This is a genomic window from Longibacter sp. (assembly GCF_051155795.1).
Lineage (GTDB): Bacteria > Bacteroidota > Rhodothermia > Rhodothermales > Salinibacteraceae > Longibacter.
The window spans coordinates 1-20,040 of the sequence record NZ_DAXETW010000009.1 but is presented as its reverse complement, the minus strand read 5'-3'; the positions used below and the strand labels follow the sequence as shown (position 1 = coordinate 20,040).

Below are 20,040 nucleotides of genomic sequence, written 5' to 3'. Positions count from 1 at the left end.
CGACTTGCTTCAAGCGCCGGGGTTTCTCACTTTGTCGGTGTCGCCGCATCCACGAGCGTCCCTTCACCCACCTCTCGGTACCTCATGTCCGGACAACAGGTCGCAAAGATCATCTACTTCGTTCTGGCGGCACTCAGCCTGTTCATCCTCGGCTCGCGCATCATGGCGAGCGATACGGACATCTTCCGCCTGCTTCTTCCCGCCGCCATCCTCGGATTCTGCACATGGCGCCTCCTGACCATGGATGAGTGACCCTGCGCCGACACGTACTACCCGATATGAACACCCCCGAACGCCCCGCCTCCCTTCCTGGAAGCGGGGCGTTCGTTTTGGTCGTATGCCCCCGCACCGGAGAACTATTGCCTGCGACCCCGCCCTCTTTTCGTACTGTCGGTCGGCTGATTCGTACGTTACGAACCAGCGGTCCGCGAACGGCAGGATCATCCTCGGCCTGACGGGACGCGACGCCCGCCACCCCGACGTTTACGCCCCGGCTTGCTTTCCTCCCGGTAGCGCCTCGACGCTACCTTTCTTTTCCACGAACCCAGCTTCCGTCTATGATTCGTCTTGATGCTTCGCGCGCCACCGACATGCTCGATGATGGTGCCCTCGATGATCTTGGCCCCCGGCTCGCGGATGCGCACCGGGCGGTTCTCGACAAGTCCGGCGCCGGCAGCGATTTCCTGGGCTGGCGCGACCTGCTCACCGACCCGGATGATGCCCTGCTAGAGGACATCGAGTCGACCGCGGCCCGGCTGCGGCGCGATGCCGATGTGCTGTTGTGCCTCGGGATCGGCGGCTCGTACCTGGGTGCGAAAGCCGTTATTGATGCCCTAACGCCGTACTTCAAACAAACGGGCCCGGCAATGCCCGACCTCCCGGGAAAAAGCGACCATCCCGATGAGCCGCCGGAAATCCTGTTCGCCGGCCATCATACGAGCGGTGCCTACCTTCGGGAGCTGCTTGAGAGCTTGGAGGGGAAAAGCGTCTTCGTAAACGTGATCTCGAAGAGCGGGACCACCCTCGAAACGGCGCTTTCCTTCCGGTTCGTCCGGCAATGGATGGAAGACCACTTCGCCGACGCAGACGACCGGATTATCGTCACAACGGATCCCGAAAAGGGCGTCCTGAACAAATTGCGCGAAGAGCATCCGTATAAAAAGTACGTCATTCCGCGAGACGTCGGCGGACGGTTTTCCGTCATGACGCCGGTCGGCCTGCTTCCGATCGCCGCGGCCGGCATCGACATTCGGTCGTTCTTCTACGGCGCGGTGTCTGCGTGCGATGCGATGAGCGACGCCGACGAGAATCCCGCGTTGCAGTACGCCGGCCTGCGGTACCTCCTGCTGGAGGAGGGGTACGACGTCGACGTCCTCGCTGTGTTCGAGCCGAAGCTCCGCGCGATCGGAAGCTGGTGGCAGCAACTGATGGGCGAGAGCGAGGGGAAAGAGCATACGGGTCTGTTTCCCACCGTCGTACAGTACACCACCGACCTCCACTCCCTCGGGCAATACATGCAGGACGGGCAACGGATCGTCCTCGAAACATTCCTCATGGCGGAAGACGACGACGGCGACCTCACCATTCCGGAAAGTGACGACGACCTGGACGGGCTGAATTACGTCGCCGGCAAAACCATGTCCGACGTGACGCGCGGCGCCTACGAAGGCACGGCGCAGGCACATAGCGACGGCGGCGTTCCGATCCTTTCTCTATGGATGGAATCGATCAGCCCCGGACCTCTCGGAGAGCTTCTGTACTTCTTCGAGCACGCCGTCGCCGTGAGCGGCTATCTGCTCGACGTCAACCCCTTCAATCAACCCGGCGTCGAAGACTATAAGCGCGAAATGTACCGCCGCCTCGGGAAGTAATGTATCAGTTTCGTGCTCCACATCCACGGAAACCGCGGCGAAAACGGCAGTCCACACCGCTGTGGATAACCCGTGGACAAGTAGGGCATAACGTCTTGATAACACCTTGACCGGGAGACCGGCGCGAACGGCGGTGCATAACCCGTGCGTTCGTCCACACATTTCCGAAAGTTCTCAACAGTGTGGACAACGGTTCACAACTTTTCGCGTCGGACCCCCGGTTTTTCTGTGGATAAGTGTGGAAACGTGGAAAACTTCGGCATATGTGCCGATTATGCCGGTCAGCGACCGCCAGCCCTTCGTCAAGCTGTGGACATCTTCGGGAGTCCATACCCAAGTTATACACAATGGCACCGGCACGATGTGAGTGATCTGGTTCTCCACATATCCACACGCCCAACAACAATCACTACTCTTCTAAAAAAATTTTATACACCTAATACATAGTAAGGGAGTGTGGATAAGTCCGAAATTGGCGAACTGCGTTGTCGACGCGCACTATACCAGTTCCCTTACCACCAACATCGGTATAGGACCATATACCGGAAGTCGTCCGCACTGTATTCCGTTAATGGAATGATTTCAATCCTGTGCGTGCTTGTTGAGGCACGGTGGTGGACGTTCAGGTTTACCTGTGAATGAATCCGCGTTAACGCTCAGAGCATCGTCGTTGCCGAAACCGACGTCCCATCGCTGACCACCCGTATCGCCCCGTTGAAGTCGGTTCGAAGCAGGTTCACGCCAGAGTTCTGCCAGCGTGTCACAACATCTGGAACGGGCATTCCAAATCGATTGCGGCGCCCCACTGGAATCACCGCCAGCGCGTCAGGGACGGATCTGGGAACGGCGGCACGGACGAAAGGCAAAGAGCTGCTCGTTGCCGAGCCATGATGAGCCACCTTAACGACATTGGCGTCGAGTTCATTGGCATACGTTCGGACCAGCCACCCCTCGCCATGACCTTCGACATCTCCCGGAAGGAGGATTTGTGTAGCTCCGTAGGTCAGCGCCAGCACAACGGACGCGTCGTTTTCAGACCAGGTAGATGATATCCGTCGGGGTGGCGGACCGAGAACTTCGACGGCGAGGTGGGGCCCCAGATCAAGAGTGTCTCCAGCAACGACCGATCGATGCGGAATGGAACGCCGGTTGAGGACCTCGCGACTGTCAGCGAAAAGATTTGTCGACGCACCACGGCCGCTATGGATGAACTCCCCGACGGTGACTGCTTCGAACACTGAGGGCAGGCCTCCGAGATGGTCACTATCCGGGTGCGTGGCGACGACCAGATCCAGTCGGTCGATCCCCCGATGCCTCAGATGAGGGAGGATGACGGAGGCGCCCGCATCCCAGTACGGCGAGCGCGGACCTCCATCGATCAGCATCGTGCGACCATCCGGCGTTTCCACCAGCGTTGCATCCCCCTGGCCGACGTCAAGAAACGTGACGGTGAGAACGGGTCCGAGCCGGGCGTTGTAGGCATCGACCATTTGCCCTGCTGTGATGATTATCACCGTTATTGTCACAAGTCGCCATCGATGCCGTGGGCGGGGAAGCTGCGCGATCACGAGCGTCCCGCAGACGATTGCCGCGAGCAGTAACGCGTCGGGGGAGGCCAGCTGGACGCCGGCCCCAAGCCAGTCCGCACCCCACTGGGCCGTCAAGATGAGCAACTGAAGCATGACGTCAGCTGCCATCCCGAAGGCTGATCCGGCTGCCGGCCACGTTGCGCCGGCCAGTCCCATCAGGAGCGAGGCGGTCAGTCCGACGGCCGTAAGCGGAATCGCCACGACATTGAGTACGAGTCCACCGACCGCGACGAACCCGAAGTGGTGCAGGAGAACGGGCGCCGTGCCCAGTGTTGCAGCGGCCGACACGGTCAGCATCGACAGGAGCCACTCCCCTGCTCCGGATGAGGCAACATCATCCGGGAGCATGGACCTGGCGATGGCGTCGATGCGCGGGTTCAAGACAACGATTCCTGCCACGGCCGACAGCGAGAGCTGGAATCCCACGTCGAACAGCGCGGTCGGCCGCATCATGAGCAGAATCACGGCAGCTACACCCAACGTGTTGAGCGTGTGGGACGATCGTTGCAGCACGATGCCGCCGATGAAGAGACTCGCCATCACCACAGCGCGCACGACCGACGGAGGCCGGCCGGTCAGCAGCATGTAGAGCACCAGAATGCCGATTGTGAGAAGTGCGCGCAGGACTTCGATGTGCTGCCAACGCAGACGGAATCGATGCAGCATCGGCCGAAGGAGAGCATAGATCACCATGCCGACCAGTAGAACGTGAAGGCCGGAGACGGCCAGCAGGTGCATCAGTCCCGTTCGCGCAAATGCGTCTCGGTGCGCATCCGTGACCCGGCTTCGGTCGCCGAGGAGCAATGCGTGGACAATGGCGCGGGATGAGGGCGTTGGCACGTGGAGCTGCGTCAGGTGCCGGACGTGGGATCGAGACCGGTTCACAAGGATCTGCGCTCGCGATCGGGTCCGCGAACGAATGCGCACGTCGCCCGCAGATCGGGCCGTCAGCAAGGTGTAGATCCCGCGGCGCTGGAGGTAGGCCCCGTAGTTGAAATCGGCCGGGTTTGTCGGAGCAGGCGGTGGACGGAGGTGCCCGTGCACCCAGATGCGATCCCCTTCGAAAACGTCGGGGAAGGGTGCCGGCTCGTCGTCCCACGGCGACGTTCGGAAGGTGACTCGAACCTTGCCGGTCGCGGGTCGGTCACCGGCCGGGTGGTGCCATGTGTCGACGCGGAGCGTGAATCGGGTCCGTTCGTCTGTGCGCTCGGGAGCATCGACGATGGCGCCCGATATGGTCGTGGTGTCGCCGTCTGCTATGAGATATGCTGCCTGGCGGTGCAGTCGATCCGGCGGCTGTGCCTGGAAGACGACGAGCCGAAGGGCCCCGAGCGAGACCGCCAGGATGGCCGCGGCGGCGAGTCGACCGAGGACGCCGAGGGACACCAGGCGCCGGCGATCGTCCCAGACCGCGAGGCCATACATGAGCATGCTGATGGCGGCGGCTCCGCCCCACGTCCACCACGGTCGCAACCATCCCTGTTCGGCGAGAAAGATGCCGGCAGACAGTGCCCCGGCGACGAGCAGGGCCGGATAGGTTGCCCATTGAATCGATGAGTCGGCGCGCACGGCGTTTCGTCGGTGTCGGCATGGACGGGGATGCTGGATGCCTACCTGGAAGACACCGGGCGCCGGGATTTTCTAACGTCTGCGACGAGTACTGCCATAGAGGGCGGTGCTGCACCCGGTCTACCGGACATAAATGTGGATGAAGTCGGAGCGAGGACGTGAACTTGCCCGGGCCTGACTAATACGAGCAATGATTTTCTGGGTACACCGGTTGACTCCCGGTTGCTCGTTCCCCCTTCCGGACTCCCCTTTCTCAGCATCTGACGCGTTTTAACACCACATGAGCAGCCGACGTGAAGCCCGAGAGTACGTGATGAAGGCCCTCTACGCCCGTGAAATGGGCGGTGGAGACGCGCGGCACGTCGTGTACACCATTCTGGAGCCGGCCCTGGAAGGGGATGCGGTCACACTGGAGTTTGCGCGCAAGCTCCTCGAGAAAACCGTCGATGCGCGAAGCGAGGCGGATGCCGTGATTAGCAAGCACGCGAAAAACTGGGACATCGATCGCATCACGCCTGTTGATCGCATTTTGCTTCGAATGGCCGTGATTGAGCTCCTCCATATGGAGGACGTCCCGCCCAAGGTGTCGATTGACGAAGCGATCGAAATTGCCAAGTCGTACAGCACGCCGAAAAGCGGCACGTTCATCAACGGCATTCTGGATGCCGCCCTCGCCGACCTGAAAGAGCAGGGGCGCCTGAACAAATCCGGGCGTGGCCTCGTCGGCATGGATCTTCCGCAAGAACAAGGGGAGGCCCCATAGGAGCTTCAAGCGAACGCCGACCCGCCGGGAACTGTACGTTTGGTCGGATCTTTTGCGGGAGTCCTAATATATTCCTAATATCTGGGCTCTTCCCCCGGCCACTTCAGGTTTGGTTTTTCTGAAACCACCCCTCCTGGCCATCTCTTCTCGACTTGATTTCATCGCTCCGCCTGAAAGGGCGAATCCTTATGGGCCTCATTGCCATCGGCGACATTCATGGGTGTGCCAAGTCGCTCGACGCCCTTCTGGAACGTCTCGAGCTGTCCGACGACGACCATCTGCTGTTCGTCGGGGATTACATCGATCGGGGCCCGGATTCGAAAGGAGTCATTGACCGGCTGCTGGACCTTAGAGAAGAGCACGAGTGCACCTTTCTACGCGGCAACCATGAGTCGCTAATGCTCGGCTATCTGAATGCTGGGGCGTTCAATCTGTGGCGCGTCAACGGCGGCATCGCCACGCTGCAGAGCTACATGAAGAACGGCCAGCCGGATGTCGAAATTCCGGAGGCCCATCAAGAGTTCGTGCGCGGTACCGAACTCTACTACGAAACCGACGACTTTCTCTTTGTCCACGCCGGATTGAAGGCCGATGTCTCGGTCGAGGACAACCTGGAGCAATTCGACGAAGAGGTATTCCTCTGGGAACGCGGCCACCTGGAGGCCAGCGAGTATGCCTGGGACAAAACGATCGTCTGTGGACACACGCCGCAGCCCGAGCCGATTAACAAGGAGCGCCTCATCATGATCGACACCGGGTGCGTCTACCACATGCAGCCCGGCATGGGACGCCTGACAGCCGTTCGCCTCCCGGAGCGGGAGTTCGTGGACGTTGAGTATGAAGGGTGACGTGCGGTTTGAGGGTGTGAAGGTATGAATGTGTGAGGGTGCTTTATGGGGTGCGGTGCACCTGCTTTTGGGGGCTTTGTTGGTAAGGGCGTTCCTCCGTTTAAACATTCGCATGTTCGAGCCTCCAGGCTGCCTTTAACCGACCAAATCGCGGTGAAGGGGGCACGTGGCGCGGAACAGCGGGATCGTACGGGAGATAAAGATCTGCTGTTGTTGTCTGCATCCTTTAGATCCCTGTACGTTTATGGCGCTTCGCTGCGGCCTCGTCGGTCTGCCCAACGTCGGCAAATCGACCATTTTCAACGCGCTGAGTAATGCCGGCGCCGAGTCGGCCAACTATCCGTTTTGTACCATCGACCCGAACGTTGGCGTCGTGCCGGTTCCGGATGATCGTCTCGATACGCTGGCTGAGATGGCGGAATCCGCCGAGGTGACGCCGGCGACCATCGAGTTCTTCGACATCGCCGGCCTTGTGGAGGGCGCATCCGAGGGCGAGGGCCTCGGCAACAAGTTTCTCGCGAACATCCGCGAGGTCGACGCCATCGTTCACGTCGTGCGCTGCTTTGACGACGAAAACGTGGTTCACGTGTCCGGTTCGGTGGACCCGGTGCGCGACATCGAGGTGATCAACACCGAGCTCCTGTTGAAGGATATGGAGTCGGTCGAAAAGCGGATCGAGAAGCAGCGGAAACCCGCGAAGAGCGGCGACAAAGAGGCCGTTAAGGAGCTGGAGGTTTGCGAGAAGCTGCATGACCACCTGAGCGACGGGCACCCGGCGCGGTCTTTCGAGGGCCGGGAATGGGAGCAGGAGATCGTCGACGAGCTGTTCCTGTTGACGAGCAAGCCCGTTCTCTACGCCGCGAACGTGGACGAGAGCGCGCTGCCAGACGGAAACGAGCATGTCGATGCCGTTCGAGAGGTCGCCGATGCCGAGGGATCTGAGGTGGTCGTGATTTCGGCTGAAGTCGAATCCCAGATTGCCCAGCTCGACGATCCGGAGGAGCGGCGTCTGTTTCTCGAGGAAATGGGACTCGAGCAGTCGGGTCTCGAGCGCCTGATCAAGGCGGCGTACGACCTCCTCGGGCTCATCACCTTCTTTACGGCCGGGCCGAAGGAGGCGCGGGCCTGGCAGCTGACCCGCGGCCTGCATGCCCCACAGGCGGCCGGGAAGATCCATTCGGACTTCGAGAAGGGCTTCATCAAGGCAGAGACGATCCATTTCTCCGACTACGAAGAGCACGGTTCTGAAGCCGCAGCGCGGAAGGCCGGTGTGATGCGCGCGGAGGGCAAAGAGTACGAGGTGAAGGATGGCGACGTGATGCTCTTCCGCTTCAACGTTTGACCCTGCAGAGTCGGGCGTCGGATGTGAAGCTGACGAAACGACCCGTCGATCGTCTGCGAATCCACATCGCCGTGCCGTACGTTTCAGGTCGGTCTTCGCACATGCTGCCGGTTGTCCACGGCCCGTCCACAACCTGTTGATAACTCCGCTTTTAGCGTCATGTCCGGTATACAAATCTCCGCCCGAAATACCGTTCGTCCCCTTCTCCTTGCGAGTCTGATCCTGCTCGTCACAGCCGGGCTCGCGATGCCGGCAAGCGCGCAGGACACCGATCCGTCGAAGGCAGACACCATCGCCCAGCGCATGGTGGAAGCGCACGGCCTCGATGCGTGGGAGACGCTGCCCTACCTGCGGTTCGACTTCGCCGTTGAAGGGGGCGGTCAGACCCAGCTCGTCGCCCGGAATCTGTGGAACCGGCAGACCGGTGCGTACCGGATCGAACTTCCAGACACCGCGCAGACCGTCATCATCGTTCAGACGGATGCGTCGAGTCCCGGTAGCGTCACCGGCACGGTATACCAGGGCGGCGAAGAGGTCAGCGGCGAGGAAAAGGCATCCCTTCTGCAGACCGGCTACCAGCGCTTTATCAACGACACGTACTGGCTCCTCGCCCCGTTGAAGGTGTTCGATGAGGGCGTCAACCGGTCGTACGTTGCCGACTCCTCACAGGCCGGGCACGACGTGATCCACCTGACGTTTGGTGACGTCGGCCTGACGCCGGACGACGAGTACTGGCTCTACGTGAACAAGGAGACGGGCCTTCTCGACCGGTGGGCCTTTCGCCTTCAGAGCATGGCGGCCGACGCGACCCCGGCTGCGTTCGACTGGACGGGGTACGTGGCGCTTTCCGCGCCCGGCGGGGAAGTCCGGCTTGCCGAACGGCATGAAGGCCGACAGCGGGCGATCTTGACGAACGAACTCCGGGCTCCGACCGACGTGCCGGACGACGCCTTCACCTCCCCTACGCCGATGCTTAGCGAGTAACGCCCGCTTCTGCTGTCGCCCCAGTCTCGTGGATTACCGACTTCAAATTGCCCGTCGCTACCTGTTCAGCCGGCGCGACGTGTCTCTGATTTCCATCATCACGGGGATCTCGATGACGGGAGTGACGCTCGGCGTAGCCGCGCTGATCGTTGTTCTATCGGTAATGAACGGGTTCTACGACTTCGTCCGCGACCTGCTCGTGTCCATCGATCCGCACGTACGGGTCGTTAGCACCGATGCGCGAGGCGTAGCGAACGCGGACTCCCTCGTGGCGCTGGCGCGCGAAATGGACGAAGTGGTGGCTGCGGCGCCGTACGTGGAAGGCAAGGCGCTGCTGGTACATGACGGCGGTCCGGCCAATCGCGTCGTGGTTGTTCGGGGCGTGGACCCGGCGACGATGGCAGAAGAGACCGAAGTCGTCCAGCAGACCGGGTTCGGGTCGTTTGACGTTTCGACGCGCAACGGCGTCCCCGGTCTCGTCGCAGGAATGGGGCTCGGCAACCGCCTGGGGCTGTATCCCGGCGGTTCCAACCAGTCGGCGAGCAACGTTGGGCTGCTGTCCGCCCCTTCCATCGAGCGGATGCTGACGCAGGTCTTCGGTGTGCCGCCGGTGCGGCGCTTCGAGGTGCGCGGCCTGTTCGAGGTCCAGGCCGCCTTCGACCAGAGCCACGTCTTCATCGGTCTGGAGGAGGCACAGCGCCTTTTCCAGACCGGCTCACGTGTGTCGGGCGTGGATCTGCGCATCCAGAACCTGGATCAGGCGGATGCGGTGAAGGCGAAGCTCCAGGGGCAACTGGATGGCGCCCGGTTCGAGGTGCAGACGTGGTACGACCTGCAGAAGTCGCTCTATGACGTAATGCGGCTCGAGAAGTGGGGGGCGTCGGCCATTCTTATCCTCATTGTGGTCGTAGCCGCGTTCAACATCGTCGGGTCCCTCACGATGGTCGTGATCGAAAAGCGGCGAGACGTGGGCGTCCTCCGGGCGATGGGCGTGTCGCAGTCAAACATTAAACGCATTTTCCTGACGGAGGGCGCCCTTATTGGCGGCGTTGGCACGGGATTGGGGCTTGTTTTGGGCCTCGGTCTGGCCCTCATTCAGCAACATTTCAAGCTCGTTCCCATGGCTCAGGCCGAATCATTCATGATCGATGCCTATCCTGTAGTGATTCAGCCGCTCGATATCGTGGTCATTGCCGCGGTATCGTTCGCCCTCTGCGTGCTTGCTGCGGTTTATCCCGCCGCGCGGGCCGCAGCCATCGAGCCGGCGCAGGCCGTTCATCTGGACACCTGACTGTCCCCGTCATCCTGTTTCGTTCCGGCAGTCGGTCCGTACGGCACGAACGCACCCGCTCAACCTTCTCCCCGATTTTCACCAACCATGATACGCGACGAATACAACGTCATTGGTCTTCCGAAGCGCCCGTCCAAGCCGCGCAGCCGTGGCCTTACCCACATGCTGGATAAGGCGCTGGCTCCTCGACAGGTGGAAGACATCCTTGAAGTCAACGCCGAGTACATCGATGTTGTCAAGCTTGGCTGGGGGACGGCGGTGATCACGCCCAACCTGGAGAAGAAGCTCGCGATCTATCAGGAGGCAGATATCCCGATTTACTTCGGCGGGACGCTCTTCGAAGCGTTCTTCCTGCGGGATCAGCTCGATACGTACCGTCGCATGCTGGACGACCTCGGCGTGGAGCACGTCGAGATTTCCGACGGCTCGGTATCCATGGCCCATGAGGAAAAGCTGGAGGTGATCTCGTCGTTTGCGAAGGACTTTCGCGTGCTGAGCGAGGTCGGCTCGAAGGACGCCAACAACATCATGCCGCCATACCGCTGGGTGGAGGCGATGCAGGCGGAGCTCGAAGCCGGGAGCTGGAAGGTGATTGCCGAGTCGCGCGAGACCGGGACCGCGGGTCTCTTCCGTCCGAACGGCGAGATTCGGACCGGCCTCGTCGACGAAATCGTCGCCCGCGTCGACCCGTCCGATATCATTTTCGAGGCGCCCAATAAGATGCAGCAGGTCTGGTTCATCAAGCACCAGGGCGCGAACGTGAACCTTGGCAACATTCAGCCGCAGGAGGTCATCCCGCTGGAGACGCTCCGGCTCGGGCTGCGCGGCGACACCCTGTTCGAGTTTCTCACGCCCGGCGTTACACCGGCTCTGTCGAACAACGGCGCCGGTGACGGACGCAGCAGCGACGCATGAACGGGGCAGTGCCGCCCGGGCGATCTGGATCCCGGATTTCGTGGTCGAACCGTGAAATCGGCACCGCGCAACCGGAACAACGCCCTTTCTGCGGCTTCTTCATAAACATTTTCCCGTTTGTCATACTTCAAAGAGACTGTCCACGCGACGCTCGCGATGGTTGTCATCGCAGGGTCCGGGGGCAGTTTTTTCCACACGACGCACGCGGCAATTTCCTAGAAGACGAAGGCGTACTCATGGCCCGCAAAGATGACCTGACCGGCAAGGGACCGGTGACGGGAAACAACGTTTCCAAGTCGAACAACAAGACGAAGCGGCGTTTCCAGCGCAACCTGCAGAAGAAGCGGTTTTACATCCCTTCGGAAGATCGCTGGATCACGCTGAAGGTGTCGGCCAAGACGCTGAAGACGATCAACAAGAAGGGTATTGAAGCGGTGCTGAAGGAAGCCCGCGCGCAGGGCATCAACGTGTGACGCACCGCTCCGGTGTCGTTATCGCTCCGGTCGCTCGTGACGTCCTGCGGCCCGGGGCCGTCCTCCTTCGCGTCGTTCTGAACATTGAACACTGAAGACTAATGGCTAAAGGCAATCGCATCCAGGTCATCCTCGAGTGCACCGAAGCCCCGGGCACGTCGCGGTATCACACGACCAAGAACCGTCGGAATACCTCCGATCGGCTCGAGCTGAAAAAGTACAACCCGGTTCTTCGTAAGCATACGCTCCACCGGGAGAAGAAATAGCAGCCTGACCGCCGGTGAAACGGTCGCTGTCCGTATGGACGGGCGACGCCGGGTGCAGGCATAATCTCTGAATCACGCGATCAGGAAGGCAGAGTCATGGCAAAGACGAAAGGTAAAAAAGGCGCGGCTTCGCGAAAGATGGCGAAGATCATCGTTGCGCAGAAAAAAGAGAACGGCCACTACAGCTTCAAGCAGAAGGTGGTGCCACTCGACAATGTGCAGGACGAGCTGAGCGCCGCTAAGAAGTAAGCGGTGGTCTCCGTGAGAGCCGATTGATTTCTCACGGGCGGGAGGGAAGACGGATCGCCGAATCGATTCTCACCGCCGGGGCCCACCTCGAGATCACTTCCGCATGACGTTCGGGGCGTGGCGCAGTCCGGTTAGCGCACCTGCTTTGGGAGCAGGGGGTCGCCGGTTCGAATCCGGCCGCCCCGACCAACGACGCATCGCCGGCCCGGGTCAGACACCGCGGGTACGGTACGATAGAACGTGAACGCCTCCTCCGGAAGAACCGGGAGAGGCGTTTTTGCAGCTTCAGCGGGCGTGACCTGTTTTGATGTGGTGCTTCGCTCGACGTCTGGATTACCGGCGCATGCAACCCCGCGTCAGGTTTCGGATACGGTGGGCAATCTCGCCCGGTGAATCCCCTCTCAGGACGTCCTTCCAACCGTGGCGGCTGACGATGAAGAGCATACGGTCCTGCAGGCGAATCGCCACGGCGACCCAGTTGCTGCCGTGACCGGTCGGTTCGCCGTAATGTGCTTCGTACGCGTGAATGGCGTCCGTCAGGGGCTGTTTGCTCGCCCGCTGCCAGCAGCCATCGAAGCGAATGAACGCCTCGGACGCGAAAGAGGGCACGTTGCTGCCGGTGGCGTTGGGGAGAGAAAGTGCCATACGTACCATTTAGGCCGTGCAGTCACGATGGTCCGGCAATATGAGCACACCGAACACGAATTTAAACAGGCGGCCCCTGCCTCCGGTGTAGAGCCTTCTCCCACACGCCCGTCCGTTGCAAACGCCGCATGCCGAGTCCATCAGAGGGGCAAAATTTCAAAAAATCCGGTTTCGGTTTGTAGTCTTGGTTCGTTTCTCCGTTGTATTATAGTACACCCAGCCGGAACTCCTTTCGCCGCCCGACCTTGTGGACCTCTCTTCCGACGTATTCATCACGCTCTGTCCGCACTGCAACCTTCCGTATGCGCTACCCCACGACTGCTGCGGCCGATGCGGGCACCCGATGGCATGCGATGACGCATCCTGTCGCTCCCAGTTGCCGATGGACGTCCGGCCGTCCGCGGTGGCGTTGAAGGACTGGCTCCGTCCCGAGCCGGAGACCGTCGCTCTGGATCTGAATGATCTGGTGGACGTCGATCAGCCGGTGTAGCGCGCGCCCACCTCTCGTCCACGAGGGACGCGATGCAGACCTCTCTGCCCGTCCTAACCGCGAACAGGATACACGCGCCCGTAGCTCAGTTGGATAGAGCAGCGGACTTCTAATCCGCAGGTCGCAGGTTCGAATCCTGCCGGGCGCGCCATTTGTTTTTGATGGGCGCTCTATTGGTGGGCGCTATCGCCCCTCCAGCTTGTTTGGAGCGGGCGTTTTCTCTGTCTGCTCACGACGTTCGATCCTGCGTTTTCTAATCCCATTTCTCTAAAAATGTGGCGGACACGTCTTTGTCGTTGTCCTGCTCCATATCAGGATGCCCCTTTGGCTTGATCCACCGGGGCGTAAACATCAAGGCCGGTATGCTTAGAATCCGTCCGTGAACGGGAGGTCACGACCGTTTCGGCGAAATGGTATACGTTATCCAGGCGGAGGCCCGAATATCCTTAGGTCGGGGAGGACCCGTGCGAACGTTGGTTCTTCCGTCCAGAGCCGACGTGAGAGAGGCATTCATGGCGCAAGGCCGTCACTCCACCGGCTTTGCGTCCGTCAGCCGGTACATGAGGCCCCACGGGTCGTCGTGGAGTAGCTCCAGTTGACCCGTAATGGCGATCGTGTCGTAGGTGAAGTCCATTCCCCGGTCGGCTTTCACCTCAACCACGGAGTTGGGGCCGCCCGGGAGGTGAAAAAAGCACCCGTCGCCCGGGTAGGCGCTGATGAGAAAGTGTGTCTGCTCTTTCTCGAAACTGAGTGGGATCATGTAGCCGGCTACCTGCACGGAGGTGCCGTCGAGAGCCTCGATCTCCGAAGGGAACACCGGGGTCCACACCAGGCCTTCCGGCGTCGACGTCTCCTCGATGCTGGCCTGCATGAGGGTCTCCCAGGATGTTTCTTCCTGGGCCCAGGCCCACGGGGCCAACCCTGCCGTCGCGATGAGAAGCGCCGCCAATACCAGGCCGTAGATCCTCCAAACGTGCGTCAGCGAACGAAGCGATGCGCCCGACGGACTTTTCGTGTTCAGACGGACATTATTCGCGAGTGCATTCATCGAAATGACCAATGAAGATTGTATTGCGGGGATTCGTGCTTGCGTTACCCTTTAGCGAGGACGCGGGCGATGTCGGTACGGTACGCCTGGTATGCCGGTAGGAGCGCGGCTACGATGCCGGCGGCAAGGGCAAGGAGAACGACGATAATTTCCCCTGTAACGACCGTAAACCCACCCAACGCCATTCCCTGGGCCTGCTCCACGGCCCCTCCCAGAATGGCGGCTGCCACGTGGCCCAGCACGAGCCCAAGAAGCGTTCCCATCCCGGCTAGAATGAGCCCTTCGAGGAGGACGTGGGCCATCAACTTTCGCCGTGACGCCCCAAGTGTCCGCATCATCGCGAGGTCGTACCGCCGGTCTTTGAGCGCACTCAGTAGGGCAACGAAGACGCTCAGTACGGCGACCAGGACGAGGACGAGCCCGAAGGCACGGACCGCATCAAAGCCGACGCCGAGGAGATTAAAGAGCCGTGCGGTCTGAAATGCCGGCGCAGCCGCTTGTAGGTCGGTTTGCGTGTTGACGTACCGGGGGAAAGACGCGGCGGCAAGTGGGGATGCGTAGCGAATAAGCACGGCCGTGTATTCCCGCGCAGGCGCCGTAGACGTCTGGCCCGCGAGGCCAGGCGGTCCGCTCGCCGACAGCGTCGCATCTGGCGCGCCGTCCGGCGAACCGTCTCCCTCGTCTGTACGTGCGCTCACGGCGTGGTTCTCCTCCGACTCAGCACGCTGATGATCCGCATCGTGCGCGTGATCGTCAGCATGCGCATGGTCTTCGTCATGTCCATGGTCATGCCCGGCATCCTCGTCCGTGTGGTGACCCTCGTGCTCATCGCCGTGATCGTCGTCGTGTCCGTGCGCGCCATGCACGTCCCAAACCGTCTCGATGCTCGTCAGAAGCAGGCGGTCTAAGACAGTTCCTGTCTCGGCGAGCACGCCGACCACCTTAATCGGGTGCTCATCATGGGCTTCTCCGCCTGCACCGAGTCCGTGCGCGCTGTAAAAGACGTCGCCGACGTCCAGGCCGACCTCACGGGCGGCAACCGCACCGAGCGTTGCTTCCATCGTACCGGACCAGAACCGCCCTCTCGCCACCTCACCCCCATAGTGGTCGGCGTACGCCTGTGTCGCTCCGACGATGCGGAAGCCCCGGTACGAGTCACCCAGGGCGAGGGGCATGGCTTCGGCAACGGCCCGGTTCTCCATCAGCGCCTCGGCCTCGGCCACCGAGATGTTTCCCGTCGGCGCGTCGATGTGGTACACGGAGGAGAGGATGAGTTGGAGCGGGCTTCCCTTGGCGCCCACGACGAGGTCGATGCCTTCGGCGTTGCGCGTGAGGTTTTGCTCGACGCGATCGCTGACAAGCAGAAGCACGACGATTGTGGCGATGCCGAGCGCGAGGATAAGCACGTTCAACGACGTGCTGAAGGGGCGCTGGCGGAGGTACGAGGCACTCAACTTGAGAAGGTTCATGTCCTCTCCGGGTTTGCGTTCACTGGAGACGGCTTGACCCTGCCCGCTTCGTCAAGGACGAGGCGATGGGAGAACTGCCCGATGATGCGACGGTCATGCGTGGCGACCAGGAGGGTGGCTTCGTGGGCTTCAGCCTGCTGCACAAGAAGATCGAGCACCTGCTCCGCTCGAAGGTCGTCAAGGCTGGAGGTGGGCTCGTCGGCCAACAAGAGGCGGGGCCGATTCATCACCGCCCGCGCGATCGCAACCCGCTGTCGCTGCCCGACCGAGAGCTGATGTGGGTACGCCTGCGCCTTCTCTTCTACCTCGAGGCCCTGAAGCACCTCGCGAGCGCGGTCCACGTCTTGCGGCAGTCCGGCCATGTAGGGAGCCAGAAGCAAGTTTTCTTCCACCGTCAGTGTTCGCAAGAGGTGCATCTCTTGAAACACAATGCCGATATGTTGGCCCCGGAAGCGGTCGATGGCATCGCCTTCGAGAGCAGCGAGATCCTCGCCCGCGACCACCACCCGCCCTTCCGTTGGACGAAGAAGGCCCGCCAGGACGTGAAGGAGTGTCGTCTTACCGCTTCCGGAGCGGCCGAGCACGAGGTGGTGTTCACCCTGCTCGGCCCGGAAGCTGGGAAGGTCGAGAACGACCGTTTGGTCGTACCGATGCTCAATCCCTTCGAGGAGGATCATGACGCGCTCTCGTGGTTCGATGTGAAAATTAGAGCGGATAGGACGTGAGACGGTGATGCGCGCATGTCTGTCAAGGTGCCGGGTTCACGGCTGCTTCCGGACGGGGTGTCAATTCGCGCAAGTCTACGCCAAGCAGCCGGGCGAGGGCCGTGGCGATATACGTGTTCTCGTGCGAACCAATAAACGCCTCCCACCCCGGGCCGTAGGCATACGTACTGACGTCGACCGCGGTATGGGCAAGGCTCGTCCAACCCACGAGGCTGCGTCGTCCGATGATTTCGCTGAGGGCCGCATGCAGCGCCCGTGGATTCCCCGTGGATGCGTGAAGCCGCTGGGTTTCCTCCGCTCTGAGGCTGTCGATTCCTGCCGACGTGGCGAGCACGCGCTCCGGCTGCTCGCCAGCCATAATGCTGCGGGCCATGGCCCCCTGGGATGCCGACACCTTCGCCAGCGGTTCGGGATGCCACTGGTAGATGCCTTCTCCATCCCGGTTGCGCCCGACCGAAAGTCCCCCGGTTTCGTGGTCGGAGAGGACGAGGACGAGCGTTTCGCCGTCTGACCGGGCGTAGTCCAGTGCAGCCGTGACAGCCTCTTCGAACGCGAGAATGTCGTGCAGGTGCGCTGCGGCATCGTTGCTGTGTCCGGCGTGGTCAATGCGGCTGCCCTCCACCATCAGGAAAAAGCCGTCCTCACTTCCGGATAGCCGGTCGAGGGCATGCCCGGTCATGGTTGCCAGACTGGGTTGCTGCGTCTGCGCACGGTCGATCTCGTAGGCCATGTGACTGTCGGCAAACAGGCCGAGCAACGCACCTTCTCGAGGTGCTTGCTTCAGCGCGGAGGCCGACCGCACCACGTGATAGCCCGCCTCCGTCGCTTCGTCTACCAGGTTTCGCCCGTCGGTGCGCTGCCCTCCGCTTGCTTCGGGCAGGAAATGGCGCAGGCCCCCGCCCATGAGGATTTCAATGCCCGCGTCCAACTGCTGGATCGCGATGCGGTCCTCTTCCCCACGGTCGCGGACATGCGCGGAAAAGACCGCCGGCGTGGCGTGCGTGATTCGACTGGTTACGACGAGCCCGGTGGCCATCCCCCGTTCCTCCGCGGCCTCTACGAGGTGGGCAACGGGTTGGCCGGTCGAGTCGACCGAAATCGCTCCGTTGTAGGTTTTGTGCCCGGTCGCCAGCGCCGTTCCTGCGGCGGCCGAGTCGGTAATACGGCTGTCGCTTGAGGCCGTGCGGGTACTTCCGACGTGCAACGAGTCGAAAGCAAGCTCGAACCGTCCCGTCGTGGCACGGATGTAGTCGCGGGCAAATGTGGCGCTGGCCGGACCGAATCCGTCCGGGATCAGCAGAATGATATTCTTTGGTGCCTGGTCGGCCGTGCGGGTGGAATGGTTAGCCGGTTGTGCAACGACCGATGGAGCGGCCAGCAGGCAAAAGACCAGAAGACTGGCGAGCGGGGCGCGCAGCAGTTGGGTGAGCATATCTGGGTGAAGCGAAGCGAGGATGGGAGGGCGTTGGCGTACTTGCGTACGCAGGCGACTTCGCGTTCGGTGCAAATCATTCGGTTATCATTGCGTAAACGCAGCCGGTCCAGCGAGACGCGCGTTCAAGACGGACTGCACGTCTGCATCGCTTGGGCCATCCGGTAATCCGAGAATGGCAAGCGCCGTGTGAGGTGCCTCGGGCCATGCTCCATGATGAGTAAACGAGACGCGCCGTCCGGCCATCTGGAGCAGCACGCGCTGTGCAAGCGTTGCCTCCGTGGCGATGAACCCCTTTACCCGAAGAATCGAGTCAGGTAACGCGCCCAATCCGCGTCGGACATCATCGAGCGTCGTAAATGGCACATTGGACCTGTACGCCCATCGCCGGAAGGTAGCCTCGTGGTCGTGCTCATGGTGGTGCCCGTGCTCGTGGTTGTGCCCGTTTTCATGATTGTGCCCGTTTTCATGATTGTGCTCGTGGCTGTGGTTGTGTTCATGCTCGTGCCTATGAGCGTGCCCCGAAAGATCCAGATCGACCTGTTGGTCAACAAGAAGAGGAAGCGGGGCGTTGGCGTGGACGGTTTCCAGGATGCGTGCGTCGGGCGTGTAGTCTTTGATCCAGGCCCGCAATTCCTGAAGGCGGTCGTCGTCTACCAAATCGGCCTTGTTGAGCAGGACTATGTTGGCTGTTTTGATCTGGGATTCCACCAGGTGCTGGATATCTGCCTGATCGCCATAGGGCGCACGGTCGGCATCGATCACCGTCAGCACGCTGTCGAGGCGAAGATGCTGTTGCAGGCCCGGCATCATGAGTTGCACCGCAATGGGTACGGGGTCCGAGATGCCACTGGCCTCGATGAGGATATGCTCCGGTGGCGACGGGCGTCCGAGAATGTACGTCAGGGTCGACGCGATGCTTCCCTGCAGCGTGCAGCAGATGCAGCCGCCCTGCAGTCGGAGCACGTCGGCATCCTGGCGGACGACCAGGTCGGCATCCACGTTGAGATCGCCGAAGTCGTTCACAAGGACGGCGAGCCGTTTGTTGGACAGTCCCTCTAGCAGCCGGTTGAGCAAGGTCGTCTTGCCACTTCCCAGAAAGCCGGAAAGAAGGGTGACGGGGACGGGGGACGACGGGGCTTCGGTCATGGCGATGGCTCGCTATATCGCGAATGTGTAAGCAGGAGGATTAGCGGCTTGGTCCTTTCCGTGAGAGTCATTCCTGAAGACGAATCGGGACCGTAACGGCGGTGCGGTCCCACTGAATGCGCAGATCCGCCCCGTTCTCGGCAGGTGCGAAGTCGATAGTGAGCGCCTCGACGGGTACATCGAGCGTCGTGGGCGTGAGGTCTACGGTTAGCACGTCGAGGGCGGGGTCGTACTCGTCGGCGAGGTGCATGCCGAGGGCTTGGTTGAGGTGGAGCGTCCACTGCTCCGGCTGCGGCGTGGTGAACAGGCTGTAGACGCCGGGCTCCAGCGGTTGTCCGCCCACCGTTACCGGCACCGTGACGACGAGCTCGGTGGCGCGGTGGGCGCCTGTCACCCACACGTGCCCAAATCCGACCAGGCCGCCAAAAATCTGCCGCCCGCGTTTGTACGGCTTGCCGTACGTGACGTGGAGGTAGCCGCCGTCAGGCATCCGCGCCCCGGCCCGCCCGACGGCACTCCCCGGCGGCGGATCGGTGGCATCCACCCGGAGGCCCTCGACGAGGAACGTCTCGGCCAGGGCGTCGGACGTTCCGCCATGCTGCGCGTCCGCGAAGGGTACCCACGCCGCAAAGGTGGCGAGGAGGCATGCAGCCGCAAGGCAGGCGGCTTTCAAAGAGATGCGATTGATCATTCGGCAGGCGCTGACTGTTCGTTCATATGACGGTTCCAGGTAGGGTAAAACGTGAGGGGGCGCCGTTATTTCAGACGAGCCCTAGTCCTCTCGCGATGCTCGGCGGAGTTGATAGCGCACGCCACCTTCTGCTCCGTTCGCGATTGTGAAGGTGCCCCGGATGGCCACCGGGTCGTACGTGAACCGAACGGGCGTGTCGGCGAGCACCTCGACCATCGAGGCCGGACTGCC

20 protein-coding genes and 2 tRNA genes are annotated in these 20,040 nt (G+C 61.6%); 14 read left to right on the top strand and 8 right to left on the bottom strand.

Going from position 1 to position 20,040, the window contains the following annotated elements:
- Positions 1-84 precede the first annotated feature (84 nt).
- The gene (locus ACFCU0_RS01735) at positions 85-252 is read left to right on the top strand and encodes a hypothetical protein (RefSeq protein ID WP_434971933.1); all 168 of its coding nucleotides are present in this window, start codon (positions 85-87) and stop codon (positions 250-252) included.
- 305 nt (positions 253-557) lie between these two features.
- Complete coding sequence (locus ACFCU0_RS01730; RefSeq protein WP_434971932.1) at positions 558-1,871, top strand: glucose-6-phosphate isomerase; 1,314 nt, start codon at positions 558-560, stop codon at positions 1,869-1,871.
- A gap of 656 nt (positions 1,872-2,527) precedes the next feature.
- Here the strand turns inward: ACFCU0_RS01730 and ACFCU0_RS01725 are convergent.
- Complete coding sequence (locus tag ACFCU0_RS01725) at positions 2,528-5,029, bottom strand: DNA internalization-related competence protein ComEC/Rec2 (RefSeq protein WP_434971931.1); 2,502 nt, start codon at positions 5,027-5,029, stop codon at positions 2,528-2,530.
- A gap of 280 nt (positions 5,030-5,309) precedes the next feature.
- On the opposite strand from ACFCU0_RS01725, the gene nusB reads away from it, so the two are divergent.
- The 10 genes from nusB to ACFCU0_RS01675 all read left to right on the top strand — a co-directional run bounded on the left by nusB (position 5,310) and on the right by ACFCU0_RS01675 (position 12,349).
- Entirely contained in the window at positions 5,310-5,792 is a 483-nt protein-coding gene (gene nusB, locus ACFCU0_RS01720; RefSeq protein WP_434971930.1) for a transcription antitermination factor NusB, read from the top strand.
- A gap of 152 nt (positions 5,793-5,944) precedes the next feature.
- Entirely contained in the window at positions 5,945-6,640 is a 696-nt protein-coding gene (locus tag ACFCU0_RS01715) for a metallophosphoesterase family protein (protein ID WP_434971929.1), read from the top strand.
- A 244-nt stretch (positions 6,641-6,884) separates the two neighbouring features.
- Complete coding sequence (ychF, locus tag ACFCU0_RS01710; protein ID WP_434971928.1) at positions 6,885-7,982, top strand: redox-regulated ATPase YchF; 1,098 nt, start codon at positions 6,885-6,887, stop codon at positions 7,980-7,982.
- A gap of 159 nt (positions 7,983-8,141) precedes the next feature.
- The gene (locus ACFCU0_RS01705) at positions 8,142-8,966 is read left to right on the top strand and encodes a hypothetical protein (RefSeq protein ID WP_434971927.1); all 825 of its coding nucleotides are present in this window, start codon (positions 8,142-8,144) and stop codon (positions 8,964-8,966) included.
- Positions 8,967-8,994: 28 nt separating this feature from the next.
- Positions 8,995-10,257 carry an FtsX-like permease family protein gene (locus tag ACFCU0_RS01700; protein WP_434971926.1) on the top strand — a complete coding sequence of 421 codons (1,263 nt, stop codon included), beginning with the start codon at positions 8,995-8,997 and terminating at the stop codon, positions 10,255-10,257.
- 87 nt (positions 10,258-10,344) lie between these two features.
- The gene (locus tag ACFCU0_RS01695) at positions 10,345-11,172 is read left to right on the top strand and encodes a phosphosulfolactate synthase (RefSeq protein ID WP_434971925.1); all 828 of its coding nucleotides are present in this window, start codon (positions 10,345-10,347) and stop codon (positions 11,170-11,172) included.
- Positions 11,173-11,408: 236 nt separating this feature from the next.
- The gene (gene rpmB, locus ACFCU0_RS01690) at positions 11,409-11,645 is read left to right on the top strand and encodes a 50S ribosomal protein L28 (protein ID WP_434971924.1); all 237 of its coding nucleotides are present in this window, start codon (positions 11,409-11,411) and stop codon (positions 11,643-11,645) included.
- 101 nt (positions 11,646-11,746) lie between these two features.
- The gene (rpmG, locus tag ACFCU0_RS01685; RefSeq protein WP_434971923.1) at positions 11,747-11,911 is read left to right on the top strand and encodes a 50S ribosomal protein L33; all 165 of its coding nucleotides are present in this window, start codon (positions 11,747-11,749) and stop codon (positions 11,909-11,911) included.
- A 96-nt stretch (positions 11,912-12,007) separates the two neighbouring features.
- Positions 12,008-12,160 (top strand): DUF4295 family protein, encoded by a 153-nt coding sequence (locus ACFCU0_RS01680; RefSeq protein WP_434971922.1) that lies wholly within the window; start codon positions 12,008-12,010, stop codon positions 12,158-12,160.
- A gap of 111 nt (positions 12,161-12,271) precedes the next feature.
- Positions 12,272-12,349, top strand: a tRNA-Pro gene (locus ACFCU0_RS01675).
- A 144-nt stretch (positions 12,350-12,493) separates the two neighbouring features.
- Here ACFCU0_RS01675 and ACFCU0_RS01670 read toward each other — a convergent pair.
- Positions 12,494-12,805 carry a hypothetical protein gene (locus ACFCU0_RS01670; RefSeq protein WP_434971921.1) on the bottom strand — a complete coding sequence of 104 codons (312 nt, stop codon included), beginning with the start codon at positions 12,803-12,805 and terminating at the stop codon, positions 12,494-12,496.
- A gap of 247 nt (positions 12,806-13,052) precedes the next feature.
- Between ACFCU0_RS01670 and ACFCU0_RS01665 the strand changes: the two genes are divergently transcribed.
- Both ACFCU0_RS01665 and ACFCU0_RS01660 read left to right on the top strand, forming a co-directional pair.
- Positions 13,053-13,295, top strand: coding sequence for a hypothetical protein (locus ACFCU0_RS01665; protein ID WP_434971920.1), 243 nt, complete (start codon positions 13,053-13,055; stop codon positions 13,293-13,295).
- Between the two features lie 74 nt (positions 13,296-13,369).
- Positions 13,370-13,446 (top strand) — tRNA-Arg (locus tag ACFCU0_RS01660).
- A 375-nt stretch (positions 13,447-13,821) separates the two neighbouring features.
- On the opposite strand, the gene ACFCU0_RS01655 is transcribed toward ACFCU0_RS01660, so the two are convergent.
- From ACFCU0_RS01655 to ACFCU0_RS01630, 6 genes are all read right to left on the bottom strand, one after another.
- The gene (locus ACFCU0_RS01655; RefSeq protein ID WP_434971919.1) at positions 13,822-14,343 is read right to left on the bottom strand and encodes a DUF3299 domain-containing protein; all 522 of its coding nucleotides are present in this window, start codon (positions 14,341-14,343) and stop codon (positions 13,822-13,824) included.
- 44 nt (positions 14,344-14,387) lie between these two features.
- Positions 14,388-15,812: an ABC transporter permease gene (locus tag ACFCU0_RS01650; protein WP_434971918.1), complete on the bottom strand. Its 1,425-nt coding sequence runs from the start codon at positions 15,810-15,812 to the stop codon at positions 14,388-14,390.
- The gene (locus ACFCU0_RS01645) at positions 15,809-16,489 is read right to left on the bottom strand and encodes an ABC transporter ATP-binding protein (RefSeq protein WP_434971917.1); all 681 of its coding nucleotides are present in this window, start codon (positions 16,487-16,489) and stop codon (positions 15,809-15,811) included. The genes ACFCU0_RS01650 and ACFCU0_RS01645 overlap by 4 nt, the downstream gene beginning before the upstream one ends.
- Positions 16,490-16,559: 70 nt before the next feature.
- The gene (locus tag ACFCU0_RS01640) at positions 16,560-17,969 is read right to left on the bottom strand and encodes an alkaline phosphatase (protein ID WP_434971916.1); all 1,410 of its coding nucleotides are present in this window, start codon (positions 17,967-17,969) and stop codon (positions 16,560-16,562) included.
- Between the two features lie 87 nt (positions 17,970-18,056).
- On the bottom strand, positions 18,057-19,118 hold the full coding sequence (locus ACFCU0_RS01635) for a CobW family GTP-binding protein (RefSeq protein WP_434971915.1): 1,062 nt from the start codon (positions 19,116-19,118) through the stop codon (positions 18,057-18,059).
- A 67-nt stretch (positions 19,119-19,185) separates the two neighbouring features.
- Positions 19,186-19,809, bottom strand: a complete 624-nt coding sequence (locus ACFCU0_RS01630) for a DUF2911 domain-containing protein (RefSeq protein WP_434971914.1) — start codon at positions 19,807-19,809, stop codon at positions 19,186-19,188.
- Between the last annotated feature and the right edge of the window lie 231 nt (positions 19,810-20,040).